This window comes from Pseudomonas sp. SDO524_S393, assembly GCF_054071875.1.
Genome location: NZ_JBSVVZ010000041.1, coordinates 15,025 through 32,459, shown reverse-complemented (window position 1 = coordinate 32,459; position 17,435 = coordinate 15,025). Strand labels below are relative to the sequence as shown.

15 protein-coding genes and 1 other RNA gene are annotated in these 17,435 nt (G+C 61.2%); 4 read left to right on the top strand and 12 right to left on the bottom strand.

Annotated features, from left to right (window positions below; translation table 11 throughout):
* Position 1: 1 nt before the first annotated feature.
* The 9 genes from mraY to rsmI form a co-directional block, all read right to left on the bottom strand.
* Positions 2-1,084 (bottom strand): phospho-N-acetylmuramoyl-pentapeptide-transferase, encoded by a 1,083-nt coding sequence (gene mraY / locus ACW9IB_RS18440; RefSeq protein ID WP_457365435.1) that lies wholly within the window; start codon positions 1,082-1,084, stop codon positions 2-4.
* A complete protein-coding gene (locus ACW9IB_RS18435) occupies positions 1,084-2,454 on the bottom strand; it encodes a UDP-N-acetylmuramoyl-tripeptide--D-alanyl-D-alanine ligase (RefSeq protein WP_457414811.1) in 1,371 nt (456 codons plus the stop codon). The genes mraY and ACW9IB_RS18435 overlap by 1 nt, the downstream gene beginning before the upstream one ends.
* Entirely contained in the window at positions 2,447-3,910 is a 1,464-nt protein-coding gene (locus ACW9IB_RS18430) for a UDP-N-acetylmuramoyl-L-alanyl-D-glutamate--2,6-diaminopimelate ligase (protein WP_457414809.1), read from the bottom strand. The genes ACW9IB_RS18435 and ACW9IB_RS18430 overlap by 8 nt, the downstream gene beginning before the upstream one ends.
* Complete coding sequence (locus tag ACW9IB_RS18425) at positions 3,910-5,652, bottom strand: peptidoglycan D,D-transpeptidase FtsI family protein (protein WP_457365456.1); 1,743 nt, start codon at positions 5,650-5,652, stop codon at positions 3,910-3,912. The genes ACW9IB_RS18430 and ACW9IB_RS18425 overlap by 1 nt, the downstream gene beginning before the upstream one ends.
* Complete coding sequence (gene ftsL, locus ACW9IB_RS18420; RefSeq protein WP_003188663.1) at positions 5,652-5,945, bottom strand: cell division protein FtsL; 294 nt, start codon at positions 5,943-5,945, stop codon at positions 5,652-5,654. Before ftsL ends, ACW9IB_RS18425 begins: the two co-directional genes overlap by 1 nt.
* On the bottom strand, positions 5,942-6,889 hold the full coding sequence (gene rsmH / locus ACW9IB_RS18415; RefSeq protein ID WP_457365432.1) for a 16S rRNA (cytosine(1402)-N(4))-methyltransferase RsmH: 948 nt from the start codon (positions 6,887-6,889) through the stop codon (positions 5,942-5,944). The genes ftsL and rsmH overlap by 4 nt, the downstream gene beginning before the upstream one ends.
* Positions 6,886-7,341: a division/cell wall cluster transcriptional repressor MraZ gene (gene mraZ, locus ACW9IB_RS18410; RefSeq protein WP_457365431.1), complete on the bottom strand. Its 456-nt coding sequence runs from the start codon at positions 7,339-7,341 to the stop codon at positions 6,886-6,888. The genes rsmH and mraZ overlap by 4 nt, the downstream gene beginning before the upstream one ends.
* 354 nt (positions 7,342-7,695) lie before the next feature.
* Positions 7,696-8,049: RNase P RNA component class A (rnpB, locus tag ACW9IB_RS18405), an RNA gene on the bottom strand.
* 96 nt (positions 8,050-8,145) lie between these two features.
* Positions 8,146-9,051 carry a 16S rRNA (cytidine(1402)-2'-O)-methyltransferase gene (gene rsmI, locus ACW9IB_RS18400; RefSeq protein WP_457365430.1) on the bottom strand — a complete coding sequence of 302 codons (906 nt, stop codon included), beginning with the start codon at positions 9,049-9,051 and terminating at the stop codon, positions 8,146-8,148.
* 165 nt (positions 9,052-9,216) lie between these two features.
* Here rsmI and ACW9IB_RS18395 point away from each other — a divergent pair, with 165 nt between their 5' ends.
* The 4 genes from ACW9IB_RS18395 to ACW9IB_RS18380 all read left to right on the top strand — a co-directional run bounded on the left by ACW9IB_RS18395 (position 9,217) and on the right by ACW9IB_RS18380 (position 12,663).
* On the top strand, positions 9,217-11,028 hold the full coding sequence (locus ACW9IB_RS18395) for a penicillin-binding protein activator (RefSeq protein ID WP_457365429.1): 1,812 nt from the start codon (positions 9,217-9,219) through the stop codon (positions 11,026-11,028).
* Entirely contained in the window at positions 11,028-11,399 is a 372-nt protein-coding gene (locus ACW9IB_RS18390; RefSeq protein WP_457365428.1) for a YraN family protein, read from the top strand. The genes ACW9IB_RS18395 and ACW9IB_RS18390 overlap by 1 nt, the downstream gene beginning before the upstream one ends.
* 92 nt (positions 11,400-11,491) lie before the next feature.
* Positions 11,492-12,085: a phosphoheptose isomerase gene (locus tag ACW9IB_RS18385; RefSeq protein ID WP_007928463.1), complete on the top strand. Its 594-nt coding sequence runs from the start codon at positions 11,492-11,494 to the stop codon at positions 12,083-12,085.
* The gene (locus tag ACW9IB_RS18380) at positions 12,082-12,663 is read left to right on the top strand and encodes a BON domain-containing protein (RefSeq protein ID WP_457365427.1); all 582 of its coding nucleotides are present in this window, start codon (positions 12,082-12,084) and stop codon (positions 12,661-12,663) included. The genes ACW9IB_RS18385 and ACW9IB_RS18380 overlap by 4 nt, the downstream gene beginning before the upstream one ends.
* A 68-nt stretch (positions 12,664-12,731) precedes the next feature.
* Here ACW9IB_RS18380 and ACW9IB_RS18375 read toward each other — a convergent pair whose 3' ends face one another.
* The 3 genes from ACW9IB_RS18375 to ACW9IB_RS18365 form a co-directional block, all read right to left on the bottom strand.
* Positions 12,732-13,502, bottom strand: coding sequence for an OmpA family protein (locus ACW9IB_RS18375; RefSeq protein ID WP_457365426.1), 771 nt, complete (start codon positions 13,500-13,502; stop codon positions 12,732-12,734).
* 230 nt (positions 13,503-13,732) lie between these two features.
* Positions 13,733-14,377 carry an MBL fold metallo-hydrolase gene (locus tag ACW9IB_RS18370; RefSeq protein WP_457365425.1) on the bottom strand — a complete coding sequence of 215 codons (645 nt, stop codon included), beginning with the start codon at positions 14,375-14,377 and terminating at the stop codon, positions 13,733-13,735.
* Positions 14,378-14,454: 77 nt separating this feature from the next.
* Complete coding sequence (locus ACW9IB_RS18365) at positions 14,455-17,184, bottom strand: LuxR C-terminal-related transcriptional regulator (RefSeq protein WP_457414808.1); 2,730 nt, start codon at positions 17,182-17,184, stop codon at positions 14,455-14,457.
* Positions 17,185-17,435: the final 251 nt, after the last annotated feature.

Here is a 17,435-nt window from a genome sequence, read left to right as displayed (position 1 = left end):
TCTACCTCAGTTTCAGGGTGGCAAGGCCGATCAGCACCAGAATCACGGTGATGATCCAGAAACGGACGATCACACGCGGCTCGGGCCAACCCTTGAGTTCAAAGTGGTGGTGAATCGGCGCCATGCGGAACACACGGCGCCCGGTCAATTTGAAAGAGGCCACCTGGATGACCACCGACAGGGTTTCCATCACGAACACACCGCCCATGATGAACAGCACGATTTCCTGGCGAACGATCACCGCGATAGTGCCCAAGGCCGCGCCCAGCGCCAGCGCACCGACGTCGCCCATGAAAACCTGCGCCGGGTAGGTGTTGAACCACAGGAAGCCCAGGCCCGCACCGATCAGGGCGCCGCAGAACACGATCAACTCGCCCGCGCCCGGGACATACGGGATCAGCAGGTATTCGGCGAATTTCACGTTACCCGACAGGTAGCAGAAGATGCCGAGCGCGCCGCCCACCATCACCGTCGGCATGATCGCCAGGCCATCGAGGCCGTCGGTAAGGTTGACCGCGTTGCTGGAGCCAACGATCACGAAATAGGTCAGCACCATGAAGCCAACGCCCAGCGGAATACTGGCGTCCTTGAGCATCGGGATGATCAGCGTGGTTTCCACGGCGCTGGGCGCGGTGGTGTACAGGAACACCGCGGCGGCAATGCCGAACACCGACTGCCAGAAGTATTTCCAGCGGCTTGGCAGACCCTTGGAGTTTTTCTCGATCACCTTGCGGTAGTCATCCACCCAACCGATGGCTCCGAACAGCAGGGTCACCAGCAACACCACCCAGACATAGCGGTTGTGCAGGTCGGCCCACAGCAGGGTGCTCACGCCGATGGACGACAGGATCAACGCGCCGCCCATGGTCGGGGTGCCGGATTTGGACAGGTGCGACTGCGGGCCGTCATTGCGAACCGATTGACCAATTTGCAGGTTCTGCAGGGTGCGGATCATCCACGGTCCCAGGAACAGCGACAGAGACAGCGCGGTCAGCACACCCAGGATCCCGCGCAGGGTCAGGTACTGAAAGACCGCGAAGCCTTTGTAGAACTGTTGCAGATACTCAGCCAGCAGCAGCAGCATTAATGTTTCTCCGTACTTGAGCCACACAAGGCCGCGACGACGTTTTCCATCACCGCGCTGCGCGATCCCTTGATCAAAATGGTTGTGTGTTTGTCGTGTTCAGCGCCTGTCAGGGCCTGAATCAGCTCGGCCTGGGTCGCGAAATGCCGCGCGCCGGGCCCGAAAGCGTTGACGGCGTGAGCCATGTTCGTACCGACGGCGTAAAGCGCGTCCACTTTGCCGGCCGCATAAGCACCGACCTCGCGATGGCCTTGTTCGGCCCAGTCGCCCAGCTCGCCGATGTCGCCCAGGACCAGAACCTTGCGACCGCTGAAACCGGTGAGCAGATCTACCGCCGCATTAATGGACGAGGGGTTGGCGTTGTAGGTGTCGTCGATCACGCGCATGCCGTTGGTGGCCAACTGCGCCACCGTGCGACCCTTGACCGGCTGCACCGCGCCCAGACCCGTGGCGATACCGAACAGCGACACGCCCAGGGCGTACGCGGCAGCGGCGGCGGCCAAGGCATTGGCAACGTTGTGATTGCCCAGCAGATTCAGTTGCACATGCTCGTTGCCTTGCGGGGTGTGCAAGGTAAAGGACGGGCAACCACGGGCATCCACATTGATGTCGGATGCATGGAAATCAGCGGCAGCATTGAGCACGGCAAATGTCAGGACCTTGCGACCGGCGGCGCGTACACGCCAGGTCTCGAAGGCCTTGTCGTCCAGGTTCAATACCGCAGTGCCCGAGGCATCGAGGCCCTCAAGGATTTCACCCTTGGCCTGAACGATCTTTTCCGGGCCGCCGAACTCGCCGACATGGGCGGTTCCGGCGTTGTTGATGATGGCCACGTGGGGTTTGGTCAGCGCCACGGTGTAGGCGATTTCGCCGATGCGCGAAGCACCCAGCTCGATCACCGCTGCGGTGTGTTCCGGGGCCAGTTCGAGCAGGGTCAGGGGCGCACCGAAATCGTTGTTCAAGTTGCCACGGGTCGCCAGCACCGGACCGCGCGTGCGCAGGATACCGGCGAGCAATTCCTTGACCGTTGTCTTGCCACTGGAACCGGTGACGGCCGCCACTGGCTTGTCAAAAGAGGCACGGTTGAGTGCGCCCAACTGGCCGAGGGCCAGGCGGGTGTCCGCCACCAGCAGTTGCGGCAAGGTGGAATCAGCCACCTCGCGCTGCACCAGTGCACCCACGGCACCTTTGGCGGCGACATCGTTAAGGTAATCGTGGCCATCAAAACGCGGGCCGGCCAGAGCAACGAACAACTGGCCCGGCTTGATGTTGCGGCTGTCGATGCTGACACCGTCGAAGCTGCAATCGCTCGACAGCACGCGGGCCGACAAGGCCTGGGTCAGTTCGCTGAATTTCAGTGCCTTAAGCATGGGCAACCTCCCAGGCGGTCAGGGCGCGATCAGCTTCGACCAGGTCGGAGAACGCATGGCGCTCGCCGTTGATTTCCTGATAGTCCTCGTGCCCTTTACCAGCCAGCACCACGACGTCATCGGCACTGGCACTGGCGATCAATTGGGCGATGGCTGCACCGCGACCTGCCACAAACGTGGCCTTGGACGCATCTTTAAAGCCGACGCGGATGTCATCGAAAATCGTGCTTGGGTCTTCAGTGCGCGGGTTGTCGTCGGTGACAAGCACACCATCGGCCAGGCGCTCGACGATCTCGGCCATCAACGGACGCTTGCCGCGATCGCGATCACCACCGCAGCCGAACAGGCACAGCAATCTGCCCTTGGCGTGGGGGCGCAGCGCGAGCAGGACTTTTTCCAGTGCGTCCGGGGTGTGCGCATAATCGACCACCACCAGCGGCTGCGTGCCGCCTCCCAGGCGCTGCATGCGGCCGGCCGGGCCTTCCAGCTTCGGCAGCACCCGCAGGATTTCATCCAGGGCGTAGTCCAGGCCGAGCAAGGCCCCGATGGCGGCCAACACATTGCTCAGGTTGAAGCGACCGAGCAAGCTGCTGCGCAGATGGTGCTCGCCCTGCGGCGTGACCAGTGTGGCGCGCACGCCTTGGTCATTGAACTGGGCTTCGCGGCAATACAGGTAGGCGCTGGCGTCTTCCAGGCTGTAGCTGATCAGGCGTGATTCGCGGCCCTCGGCAGCCAACTGGCGACCGAACTCATCATCCAGGTTCACCACCCGGCACTTCAGGTCATTCCAGGCAAACAACTTGGCCTTGGCGGCGGCGTACGCTTCCATGGTGCCGTGGTAGTCCAGGTGGTCGCGGGACAGGTTGGTCATCACCGCTACGTCGAACGCCAGGGCGGTGACGCGACCTTGGTCCAGACCGTGGGACGACACTTCCATGGCAACCGCCTTGGCGCCGGCCTTTTTCAGGTCGCCCAGGGTCGCTTGCACGGCAATCGGGTTCGGCGTGGTGTGCAGGCCGCTTTGCAGCGCACCATAAAAGCCGGTGCCCAGGGTGCCGACGATGCCACAGTGCTGGCCCAGCAGATCCAGCGCCTGGGCAATCAGTTGCGTCACGCTGGTCTTGCCGTTGGTACCGGTCACGCCCACCAGGTTGAGCTGACGGCTCGGGTCGCCATAGAAACGCCCGGCGATGTCCGACAGTTGTTTGGCCAGCCCTTTCACCGGAATCAACGGTACGTCGGTGATCGGCAGCACGGTGGCACCTTCGACTTCATAGGCCACCGCCGCCGCACCGCGCTGAAGCGCGTCGGCAATATGGGCACGGCCGTCGTACTTGCCACCCGGCACCGCCAGGAACAGGTCACCGGCGCGTACATTGCGGCTGTCCAGGCTCAATTCGCGAATCAGCAGATCACGGCCGGCGTGGGCGAAAATCTTGTTCAGGCTAAGAGACATCAGCCGCGCCCTCCATTGGCTTTTACTGCAGCGGCCGGTGGTCCGGCGTTCGCCTGTTGGGTCGGCGGCAGGTTGTCAGGGGTGATGTTCATCAGGCGCAGGGTGCCGGACATCACTTTGCTGAACACCGGCGCCGATACCAGGCCACCGAAGTAGCCGGCCTTGCTCGGCTCATCGATCACGACGACGATGGCGTAGCGTGGGTCGCTCATCGGGCCGAAGCCGGCGAACAACGAACGGTAGGAGTTTTCGGCGTAGCCCTTGGTGCCCACCGACGTCTTACGCGCAGTACCCGACTTGCCAGCCACGTGATAAGCCGGCACCTGGGCACGGAATACGCCGCGAGGCGCTTCGATCACTTGTTGCAACATGCCCTGCATGGTCTTGGCGACGTTTTCCGGGATGATCTGCGTCGCTTTCGGCGCTTCGTCGACATGGATCAGGCTCAACGGCACCATGCGGCCATTGTTGGCCAGCACCGAGAACGCGTGAGCCAGCTGGATAGCGGTCACCGAGAGGCCGTAACCATAGGAAAGCGTGGCCGTCTCGGCCTTTTTCCAGTCGCGGTAGTTGGGCAGGTTACCCACGCGCTCGCCGGGGAAATCCAGACCGGTGGGTTGGCCCAGGCCGATTTTCTGCGCCAGGTGATAGATGGTTTCGCCGCCGATATCGAAGGCGACCTTACTCATGCCCACGTTACTGGAGTTGATCAGGATACCTGTCAGATCCAACACCGGACCTTCGGTACGGGACACGTCGCGAATGGTGTATTTACCCAACTGCAACGTACCCGGATACACCTCGACCTTGTCGGTGGGTTTCCAGCGACCGGTCTCGATGGCGGCGCTCATGGAGATGGCTTTCATGGTCGAGCCCGGCTCGAACACGTCGATCATGGCGCGGTTGCGCATCATCGCCGGTTGCAGGTTGCGACGATTGTTCGGGTTGTAGGTCGGCTGGTTGACCATGGCGAGGATTTCGCCGGTCTTGACGTCCATGATCACCAGGCTGCCGGCCTTGGCGCCGTTTTCGATGATCGCGTTACGCAGCTCGCGGTTGGCCAGGTATTGCAGACGCAGGTCAATCGACAACGCCAAGGGCTTACCGGCCTTGGCGTTTTTGGTGACCTGGACATCCTTGATCAGTCTGCCACGCCGATCCTTGATGACTTGTCGTTTGCCGGGCACCCCGGCCAGCCATTCATCGTAGGCCAGTTCCACCCCTTCGCGGCCGTGGTCATCGATGTCGGTGAACCCCACCATATGCGCGGTGGTTTCACCCGCCGGGTAGAAACGACGGAATTCCTCGATGCCGTAGACACCGGGGACTTTAAGGTCGAGCACTTGCTGGCCTTGCTCGGGCGTCAGGCCACGAACCAGGTAGATGAACTCTTTGTTGGCCTGAGCTTCCAGACGCTCAGCCAGGGCTTTTGGATCCTGACCAAGAGCCGCCGCCAGCTCCGGCCACTTGTCCTTGGCGACCTGCAGTTCCTTGGCGTTGGCCCACAGGGTGGTCACCGGCGTACTGACGGCCAGAGGCTCACCGTTACGGTCGGTGATCAGGCCGCGGTGCGCTGGAATGGGAATATGACGCAAGCTGCGGGCATCGCCCTGACCGATAAGGAAGTCACGGTCGACCACTTGCAGGTCGATGATCCGCCAGGCAATCGCACCCACCATCAGTGCCAGCAAGCCAAGCACCAGGCGGAAGCGCCAGGGGTAGAGTGCGCCTTCGAGCTTCATCATGGCGCCACCATGCGCACTTCAGCTGCGCCGGGGATGTGCATTTTCAATTGCTCGGTGGCCAGCACTTCGATACGGCTGTGGGCCGTCCAGGTGCTTTGTTCCAGGATCAGCCGACCCCATTCCGCCTGAGCCTTGTCGCGCACACTCAATTCCCCGTACAGGGTGTTGAGCAATTGGCGGTTCCAGTGAGCGCTGTAGGACACCGCAATCGCGGACACCAGCACGCCGACAAACAGCAGCAACATGAAGAAGCTGCCGCCCGGGAGGGGCTTGGCGAAGAGCTTGCTCACCGCAACTTCTCCGCAACACGCATGACAGCACTGCGGGCACGCGGGTTGGCCTTGAGTTCGGCTTCGGAAGCGAACTGCGCTTTGCCATGGATTTTGATTTTCGGCACAAAGGCGTCGAAACGCACCGGCAGGTTGCGCGGCAGGTTATCGGATTCGCCCTTGACCAGACGACGCATGAACAGCTTGACGATGCGGTCTTCAAGGGAGTGGAAGCTGATCACCACCAGGCGACCGCCTACTTCCAGCGCCTCGAGGGCAGCCTCGAGGCCTGCCTCCAGATCGCCCAATTCATTGTTGACGTGAATGCGCAGCCCCTGGAACGCACGGGTAGCCGGGTTCTTGCCCTTCTCCCAGGCAGGGTTGGCGACTTTCAGCACTTCGGCCAGATCGGCGGTGCGTTCGAACGGCTGGATTTCACGACGCTCGACCACGGCACGGGCCATGCGCCCGGCGAAGCGCTCTTCGCCGTACTCCTTGAACACGCGGGCAATTTCTTCGTGGGGAGCGGTGGCGATGAACTGCGCAGCACTGATGCCCCGGGTGGGGTCCATGCGCATGTCGAGGGGGCCGTCGTTCATGAAGCTGAAGCCGCGCTCCGGGTCATCGAGCTGAGGCGAGGACACGCCCAGGTCGAGCAGAACCCCGGCCACCTTGCCTGCCATGCCGCGCTCGGCCACTTCCGCGCCCAGCTCGGCAAAGCTGCGCTGTACAACGACAAAGCGGCCGTCTTCGGCCGCTAGCGCTTGCCCGGTGGCAATCGCTTGAGGGTCTTTGTCGAACCCGAGGAGTTTTCCGTCGGACCCGAGCTGGCTGAGTATCAACCGACTGTGCCCGCCCCTGCCGAACGTACCGTCCAGATAGCAGCCATCCGCGCGTACGGCGAGAGCCTCAACGGCTTCGTCGAGCAGTACGGTGATGTGGTTAAAGCCGCTATCAATAGTCACAGGATCAAATCACGCAGTTCATCAGGCATGGCGCCCGGTTGTTGAATAGCCGCCAGGTCAGCTGCAGCCACAGCATCCCAGGCATCTTCGTCCCACAATTGGAACTTGTTCAGTTGGCCCACCAGCATCGCGCGCTTATCCAGCTTGGCGTACTCGCGCAAACGCGGCGGCACCAGAAAACGACCACTGCCATCGAGTTCGAGGTCGACGGCATTACCGATCAGCAAACGCTGCAGGCGGCGGTTCTCTTCACGCAATGAAGGCAAGGCGCGCAACTTGGTTTCGATCAACTCCCACTCATCGAGCGGGTAAACGCACAAACAGGGATCAACGGCATCGATCGTAATGATCAACTGTCCGGAACTTCGCGAAATGAGCTCGTCACGATACCGGCTCGGCATGGCGAGACGGCCTTTTGCATCGAGACTGATAGCGTTAGCTCCGCGAAACACAGATGCGTTTCTCCAAATTTTAGCGTTTTACGTTCAAAAAACCCACTTTGTGCCACTTTCCGCCACTTGCGCACACTATAGGAATGCGCCCACCACACCGTCAAGGCGCGGATTCAAGGAAAAGCCTTACAGAACGGAGATTTAGGAGCGTAAAAGGAGGAGAAACAGGAGTTCGGAGATGATTTTCGCCCGGCAACTGCAAATAACTCAGAGAGCTATAGCGCGAAGTTAAAGTAATTTATTAAGAGTAAGATTTTTTTGGTATTACGAAGATGTATCTGCCAATGATTCGGCAGCGAGGGATTCTTGCGCTACTACCGGGTTTCTGCTCGAGATTCGGACAGAAGGAAAAAGGTGGAGAGTCGATCTATAAGCCGGGTTCTGTCTTGAACAGTCATTCGTCTACGATGGCCATCACTGGACATCTTTAGCAACCTACCCGGTCCCAGCGCGGGCCACGCCTTGGGACCCTATTTGGTCTTGCTCCAAGTGGGGTTTACCTAGCCACGAACTGTTGCCAGACGTGCGGTGCGCTCTTACCGCACCTTTTCACCCTTACCGGCACCGAAGTGCTTAGGCGGTTATTTTCTGTGGCACTTTCCGTAGGCTCACGCCTCCCAGGCATTACCTGGCACTTCGCCCTATGGAGCCCGGACTTTCCTCCCCCCTCTAATTTTCATAGAGGGCAGCGACTGTCCAATCGACTCTCCGCCGCGCAGGTTAACGGCACGGCGCACTTAGAACAAGTATTAAAAGTACAGCATTGCCATCATCTTCAGACGAAATGCCGGCTCAACCCCGGAACTATTCAGCCTTCTGTTTATCGAGCGCCACCTGATACAACACATTTTTGCGCACGCCGGTGATTTCCGCCGCCAGCGCCGCAGCGCGCTTGAGGGGCATCTCCTTAAGCAGCAGGTCCAGGATACGCAAGGCTTCGCTACTCACGGCATCTTCACTCTCCGGCGCCGTCCAGCCCGCGACCAGCACCACGCATTCGCCACGTTGCTGGTTGCTGTCGCCCTCGACGAAGGCACGCAGCGCTTCCAGCGGCAAGCCCTTCAAGGTTTCAAACGTCTTGGTCAGTTCCCGGGCCAGTAACGCCACGCGCTCGCCGCCAAATACCGACTCCATGTCCTGCAGACATTCAAGGATGCGGTGTGGCGCTTCATAGAAGATCAACGTGCGGGGCTCTTCTTTCAGCGCCTGAAGACGCGCGCGACGCCCTACCGCCTTGGCCGGCAGAAAACCTTCGAAAATGAAGCGGTCAGACGGCAGGCCCGCCGCCGATAACGCCGCGATCAGCGCGCACGCCCCCGGAACGGGTACTACATTGATACCAGCGGCGCGCGCTTGGCGTACCAAGTGATAGCCGGGGTCGGAGATGAGCGGCGTGCCGGCATCGGAGATCAGCGCCACATCATCGCCAGCCAGCAGGCGCGTGATAAAGCGGCTGCCCTCTTCACGTTCGTTGTGCTCGTGGCAGGCCGCAAGTGGCGTACCGATACCAAAATGCTGCATCAGCCGCTGGGAGTGGCGCGTGTCTTCCGCCGCGATCAGCTTCACCTCGCGCAACACTTTCAATGCCCGCGCACTGATGTCGTCCAGGTTGCCAATGGGCGTCGCCACCACAAAAAGCGAGCCAGCAGTGGAATTCAAAGGACCTGGAGCAGTCAAAACGCACACCTCGACGGTTGGGAAAAGTCGCATTGTAGCGCGTAGACGCCTCGATAATATGCCCACAAGGTCAGCCGTCGATGGGGGTTCGCAACATTTCCACGACCTAAATAGACGGTTTCACGCCAGCAACATCGCGCCTGGGCCAGTGCTTGGGTACACTTCCACACTAATTTGATCGGTATCAGGAACACTTACATGATCGCTTGCCTGCGGCTGCTCTCCGCCCTCTGCCTCGCTGCCTTGCTGGCCGCTTGCGCCAGCTCGCCCTCGTCCAGCCTTGGCGACCTTCCACGAACCCCGGACGCCAGTATCGAGCAACTGCTCGAACAGGCCACCAGCGCCAAGACACCAGAAAAGGCCGCATTGCTGCGTTTGAGTGCAGCGGATATGGCCTTCCACCAAAACAACCCGGCCCGCTCGTCGCAGATTCTTGCGCAGGTGCCACTGGATGTTCTCAAGCCTGCAGCGCAAGTGTACGCCAGCACCCTGGCCGCCGAACTGGCCATGGCGCGCAACCAGCCCAAGGCCGCGCTGACCGCCTTGAACCACCCGAGCTTGCAGAACCTGAAGGACTTGCCAGCCGACCAGCAGGTCCGCACCGGCACTGTTCATGCCCGCGCCTATGAAGCCGACGGCCAGACCCTGGCCGCCGCCCGTGAGCGCGTCGCTCTGGCCCCCCTGCTCAGCGGTGACGCCGCCAAAAGCAATCACGAAGCCATCTGGACCCTGATTGCCGCGCTGCCTGCCGAACAATTGCAAGCCTCCGGCAATCCGGAACTGGACGGATGGATCACCCTGGCCCAGGCGGTCAAGGGCGCCGGCACCCTGGAACAGCAGCAGGAGGCCATCGACACCTGGCGCGCGCGGAACCCGGGGCATCCAGCTGCGGTGCAACTGCCTTTGCCACTGACCAAGTTGAAGGAGCTGACCACCCAGCCGCTGAACAAGATCGCCCTGCTGCTGCCTCAGGAGGGCCCTCTGGCCTCCGTCGGCAAAGCCCTGCGTGAAGGGTTCATGGCCGCCCACTACCAGGCTGAACAAGCCGGGCAGAAGCCGCCGGCCATCGAGTTCTACGACAGTTCACGCCTGAACGCGCTCGACGACTTCTATGCCAAGGCCCAGGCCGCCGGCGTGCAACTGGTCGTCGGCCCGCTGGAGAAACCGCTGGTCAAGCAACTCAGTGCACGCGGGCAACTGCCGATCACCACCCTGGCATTGAACTACAGCGAAATCGATAACAACCCACCCCAATTGTTCCAGTTCGGTCTGGCGGCTGAAGACGAAGCACGCGAAGTATCGCGTCGCGCCCGTGCCGACGGCCTGCACCGTGCCGCTGCCATGGTGCCCCGCGGCGAATGGGGCGAGCGCGTCTATAAAGCCTTCCGCCAGGACTGGGAAGCCAATGGCGGTACCGTCCTGGGCGTCGAGTATGTCGACCAGCCGGTGGCCCTTGCCCAGCAGATCGCCGACCTGTTCCAGTTGCGCAAGAGCGAAGGCCGCGCCAAAAGCCTGCAAAGCACCGTCGGCACCGATGTTGCCGCACAGCCTTCGCGTCGCCAGGACATCGAGATGATCTTCCTGGCCGTGCCTCCGCAGTTGGCCCAGCAGATCAAGCCGACACTGAACTTCCAGTACGCCGGTGACGTACCTGTCTACGCAACTTCCCATGTGTTCAGCGCCAGCGGCGACAAGAACCAGTACCTGGACATGACCAACGTGATGTTCTGCGAAACCCCTTGGCTGCTCAACACCACGGATCCACTGCGCAACCAGGTTGCCGCGCAATGGCCGCAAGCCAATAGCAGCCTCGGTCGCCTGTATGCGATGGGCGTCGACGCCTACCGCCTGGCCCCCCGCCTGGGTCAGCTCAAGGCGCTGCCGGACACCCGTGTCGATGGCCTCTCCGGCAGCCTGGGTGTCGGCACCCACCAGCGTGTTGACCGCCAGATGCCGTGGGCGAAGTTCGTCGGTGGCGAAGTCCAGCGCCTGCCCGACACCCCGCGCTGATGCCTGAGCGTCCCGACGCCAACCGCGGCAAGGAAGCCGAACGTCAAGCGCTCCATTACTTGCAACAACAAGGTCTGCGCCTGCTGGCGCAGAACTGGTTGTGTAAACGCGGCGAGCTTGATCTGGTCATGCTTGACGGCGATACAGTAGTATTCGTCGAAGTCCGCTACAGAAAACACGCACAATGGGGTGGCGCGCTCGCCAGTATCGACGAGCGCAAGCGTCAGAAACTGATACTCGCCGCGCAGTTTTTCCTGCACGAAGAGCATCGCTGGGCTGACGCTCCCTGCCGTTTCGATGTGGTTGCCATACAAAGCACACCGTCTGGCCAGACTGATCTGAGTTGGCTCAAAGAGGCCTTCGACAGCTGATTTTCCGGACATTTTCACCCCACACTTTTGCTCTTTGCTTTGCGGGCTGCACATTTCCGTGCTGAAGAGCCGCGCTACTTAAGGTCACACAGATGGACATGCAATCCCGAATTCGCCAGCTTTTCCAGGCCAGCATCGACACCAAGCAACAGGCGATGGACGTACTTGCACCGCACATCGAGCAAGCCAGTCAAGTCATGGTCAATGCCCTGCTCAACGAAGGCAAAATGCTTTCGTGCGGCAACGGCGGTTCGGCCGGCGATGCCCAGCACTTTTCATCCGAACTGCTCAACCGTTTCGAACGCGAGCGTCCGAGCCTGCCGGCCATCGCCTTGACCACCGACTCGTCAACGATCACCTCGATCGCCAACGACTACAGCTACAACGAAGTCTTCTCCAAGCAGATTCGTGCCCTTGGTCAACCGGGCGATGTACTGCTGGCGATTTCCACCAGCGGCAACTCGGCGAATATTATTCAGGCGATCCAGGCCGCACATGATCGCGAAATGATTGTCGTAGCATTGACCGGGCGCGACGGCGGCGGCATGGCCTCGTTGCTGCTGCCCGAGGACGTGGAAATTCGCGTCCCGGCCAACGTCACCGCACGTATCCAGGAAGTCCACCTGCTGGCGATCCACTGCCTGTGCGATCTGATCGACAGCCAACTGTTCGGGAGTGAAGAATGACCGTTAATCGCCTTAGCCTTTTGGCCATCACGCTGTGCCTCGCTATCAGCGGTTGCAGCACGGCAATCACCGCAACACGCGACACCCCCATCGAGGACGACAAAGGCACCCGCACCTTTGGCAGCAAGATCGATGACTCCCTGATCGAGACCAAGGTCGAAGTCAACGTGGCCAAGGCGGCCCCCGACCTGGGCAACGGTGCCTCGCGCATCGTCGTGACCAGCTTCAACGGTGTGGTGCTGCTCGCCGGCCAGACACCGCGTGCCGACCTCAAGGCCCAGGCCGAGCAAGCCGCCTCGGCGGTACAACGGGTCAAGAAGGTCCACAACGAATTGCAGGTGATGGACCCGATCACCCTGCTGGCTATCAGCAATGACGCCCTGCTGACGACCAAGATCAAGACGCAAATGCTCACCGACAGCGCTATTCCGGGCTCGCGCATCAAAGTCGTCACCGACAACGGCATCGTCTACCTGATGGGCCTGCTGACCCAGGCCGAGGCTACCCGTGCAGCCAATTTGGTGCAGGGCGTGTCGGGCGTACAGAAGATCGTGAAGGTGTTCGAATACATCGATTGATCCAGGCGACAGCCACAAAAAAGGGCGCCGTGCATGAACTGCACGGCGCCCTTTTTCATTGAGGCTGTTTACTGGTACTGGGAGTACGGGTTGCCCTGGAACTGGTTGTTCTGCTGCGGCGCCTGCTGCTGGGCACCGGGCTGACCGTATTGCTGGCCAGGGATCGGGCCGAGGTTCACCTCGACACGACGGTTCTGGGCACGCCCGTTGACGTCGGCGTTGCTGGCAATCGGATTATCCGGACCGGCACCACGGGAACTCAGGTTGGTCGGACTGACACCTTGCGAAGTCAGGTAATTGGCCACGCTCTGCGCACGACGCTGGGACAGGTCCATGTTCAACTGTCGGCTGCCGGTGCTGTCGGTGTAGCCAACGATCTGGATGGTGTTCTGGTTGAACTGCTTGAGCGAGTTGGCCAGGTTGTTCAACGGCTGGTAGAAGCTGCTGGAGATCGCATCCGAGTTGGTGGCGAAGGTGATGTTGCCCGGCATGATCAGCTTGATCTGGTCACCCTGGCGCTGCACTTCAACGCCGGTGTTGGCCATGCTTTCACGCAGCTTCTTTTCCTGCTGGTCGGCGTAGTAGCCGTAGCCCGCCGCACCGATACCCGCAACCGCCGCGCCGATCAGCGCGCCCTTGCCACGGTTGTTGTGGTCGATTGCGGCACCGGCCAATGCACCGGCCAGGGCACCCAGGCCACCGTACTTGGCGGTTTTGCTGATACCGCCCGATTCGTTATTTGCCTGCCCCTGGCTGCCGTCATAAGGATTAGGTGTGGCGCAACCCGATAACAGGGCCACGGCGGTAGCAACAACAAGAAGACGACGCGGAGTAAACATGAAGGGAGCTCCTACTTTTGCATTCTGTGGCGCAAAGGACATTGGCAATGGACCCGTGCCGAGCTTGGAACGCGATAAACGGCAAAAATTCCGTGCCCGCCACCAAACACTGACCCCCATCGCCGCTACAGAAACCGTAGCAGACGCAGGCTGAACGCGACCTGTGTTTTTGCTACGACGATTCTCCGTGGAGAACAGCGCTGGTCCCTGGATTATTCCCACACCAACCTTCAGGCCCGCACAAACGGATTCTCGCGCATCTCATCCCCGAGGCGGGTATCGGGCCCGTGACCGGCCACGACCGTCGCGCCTTCATCCAAGGTGTAGAGCCGTTGCTTGATCGAACGCACGATGGTCGCCTGGTCGCCGCCCCATAGGTCGGTACGCCCCACTCCACGCCGAAACAGCGTATCACCGGCTATCAACAATTTGGCATCGGCGAACCAGAAGCTCATCGAGCCTGGCGTATGTCCAGGGGTATGGATGGCCACCCCGCAACCGCAAGCCAATTCCTCGTCATGCTCCAGCCAACGGTCAGGCGACGGCACCGGGGTGTAGGGCACGCGAAACATCTGGCATTGCATTTCCAGGTTGTCCCAGAGGAATTGATCCTCTTTGTGCAAGTGCAGGGTCGCGCCGGTCTTTTCCTTCATCTGGCCAGACGCGAGGAAGTGATCGAGGTGGGCATGGGTATGGATGATGCTCACCACCTTGAGCCCCAAGGCATCGAGCCGCGCGAGGATCAATTCAGGGTTGCCGCCCGGGTCGACCACAATCGCCTTTTTGGTGACCGGGTCGCCAATGATCGTGCAGTTGCACTGCAAAGGGCCGACGGGGAAGGTTTCGCGGATAAGTGTCGGCTGTACAGGTTCCATCAAGGGCCTCACGTGCAAATCATTGAATATTTGCGACGATTGTCGCCAGATTGCCTGCACGAGTAAAACAGACAGGCTCAACCGATCAACCGCAGCTCCTGCGCCCTGGCTACCGCCTGCGTGCGCCGCTCCACACCCAGCTTGCTGTTGATGTGGCTGGCGTGGGTCTTGACCGTGTGCAAGGAGATAAACAGGCGGTTGCTGATTTCCTGGTTCGAGCAGCCCTGGGCGATCAATTGCAGCACCGCCAGTTCGCGTGCACTGAGGGTTTCGTGGGTGGACGCCGTATCGATCACCACATCTGCCGGCAACAGCGCCAGCAAGCTCTGACTCAGCAGGCCATGGGGGTCTTTGGCCAGTTGTTCGCGCATCCAGCCAGGATAATGCTCCAGCAGGCGCTGGAAAGGTTGCAGCGCACCGCCGACACCCACTTCCAGCGCCCGGGCCAATACAGCGCGCGCTCTGGCGTCGTGCCCGCCCTCCAACAGCACGTGGGCCTGCTGGGTCAGCGCCATCAAGGCAATCATCTGGCGCCCGTTGTCCATTGCCTGGTTCGCCAGATCTTCCAGCCGCTGCAACGCAACAGCAGCCTGATGACGCGTGGCGTCCAGCGCAGCTTGCTGCAGCTCGATATGCTGCGGCAGGTGCGGGTGATATTCGGGCGCTGCGGCGGCGTGTTCACCGGTGTAGGTCTGCCCCAACCGCGTTAGCCAGGCGTCGGCCAGGTCGGTCCGGCCCTGGGCCAGCCAGAGCTCGCACTTGATAAGGGTGATCATCGCCAGGTAGTAGATCGGCGGCACGTCCCAGATGTGCATCAAGCGCTCGGCCTCGGCCAGCTCGGCGAAAGCCTTGGAAAAATCACCCTTGCGCCCCTCGAAGCTGGCGATCACGCAATGACCGATCAGCACGCTGATATCGCGACAGGCACGGGCTTCGGCAAGGCCGGCACGCAGTCGTGCAAGGCCAGCCTCGGGCTGGCAGCGCACCACCAGCAAAAAGCCTTCGTAGAGCGACAACCGGGCACGTACAGCGTACAAGCGCTGCGGTGCCAGGCCCTGCAAGCGCTGCAAACCCTGACGCACTTCGTCGAGGGCGCGCAGGATTTCACCACGGGCTTGCAATACGCGAGCCCGATCGTAATGGGCCAGCGCCTCGAACAAGGGATTGCCTACGCGCTGCGCCAGCTCCAGGGATTCGCGGTTCAGGCCTCGGGCGCGCCACAGGTCGGCATCGACAATCGCCAGGTTGGACAACGTCGACAAGCACATCAACCGCTGCCCGTAACGCCGCTGCGGGAGGCTCTCCAGGGCCTCGCTGCAATAGCGTTGGGTCAACTCGCGATCCCCGCGCCCTCGGGCGATGATCCCGCTCAGCGCCAGCCACTGCGCCAACATTGATTTTTGCGCAGTGGCCGAAGGTGCCGGCAGAAAACGGCTGAGGTAGCTGGACAACTCCTGCGCCGCATCCAGCTGGCAGGCCAGGCCCAGCGCCCAGCTATACAGCACGATCAGGCGTGGCGTGCTGATCAGCAGGCTGTCGGGCAAGTCCATTTTCCAGCGCAGCAACATGCCCACGTTCTGCTCGGCCAGCAATTGTTCTTCCGACAGGTTTTGCACCAGGTTGGCCGCGACATCGAGATGGCCGGCACGCAGCGCCTGTTCCACCGCCTCATCGATCAGGCCCTGGGCGTTGAACCAGCGACAGGCGCGCAGGTGCAGGCTGGCCGTCGGCAGCACGTGGCTGCTGGCACGTCGTGTACGCAGCAGATCAGAAAAAAGATGGTGATAACGATACCAATGCCCCTGGTCGTCCAGCGGCACCAGGAACACTTGATGGGCTTGCAGGTAACGCAGGATTTCGGCGCTGTCGTGGGCTTCACGCACCGCGTCGCACAGTGCGCTGCAAAAACGGTCCTGCGGGGCTGTGTCGTATAAAAACGCCTGCACGTCGGTCGGCAGGCAGTCGATGACTTCTTCCAGCAAGTAATCGCGGATCAGCCCTTCCCCGCCGTGCAGGCTTTGCGGCAAGACGCCGTCGTTACCGGCCTCGGAGGCTGCCAGCAGCCAGAAACGCAGACCAGCGACCCAGCCCTCGCTGCGGCGGATCAGGTTGTCGAGGGCCTCCCCCCGTAAAGAGGTGCTGTGATGATCGAGCACAGCCAGAGATTCACCATGCGTCAGGCGCAAGTCCTGCTCATACAGTTCCATCAGGTGGCGCGATAAACGCAGCCGCGCCAGATGCCAGTCCGGGCGCTGACGACTGGTGACCAAGACCACCAGACCATCAGGTAAATGATTGAGGAAGAACTGCAGGCAGCGGTCAAGCACCGGCCCTTGGGCCAGATGGTAGTCATCCAGCACCAGCAACAGCGGCGCGCGGGTGGACAGGTGCACCGCCAGCTCATCGAGCAGGCCATCGAGCCATTCTTCAAAGGCAAAGGGTTGGTGGCGCTGGCGCATCTTCAGCAGCCCCAGGGATTGGGCGCCAAGCTGCGGGAAGTATTGCTGCAAGCCGTCGAGCAGACGTTCCAGAAAACGTCCGGGGTCGTTGTCACGCGGGCTAAGGCCCAGCCACAGGCTTTGCCAATGGGCCGGCAGGCTTTGGCAGAATTCCACCGCCAATGAGCTCTTGCCGAACCCTGCGGGTGCACTGACCAGCAGCAACCGCCCTTCCAGCCCGGCGCTCAGCCGCTCGCACAAACGCGGGCGCGGCACATAGCCGTCAGGCAGCGGAGGCCTGTAGAAGCGACCTTCCAGGGTCGGAATTACCGCACTGGCAGGCCCCTGGATGCGGGACAGATCAGTCATCGCCGGGCTCTTGTAGAAGGCTGTGGTCGGCATTGCAGATGTCCGCAGACTAGCGGTAAAAGCGGCGAGGTTGTAGAGCTTTGCAACATTTGTCTGAAAAAGAACTGCGACAAGAAATCTCAACCCAAACAAATGTGGGAGCTGGACTTGCCCGCGATGCAGTCACCTTGGTCTGTCAGACCTACCGAGGTGATGCTATCGCAGGCAAGCCAGCTCCCACACAAGCCCGACTTCCGGATGGGCGATTTATC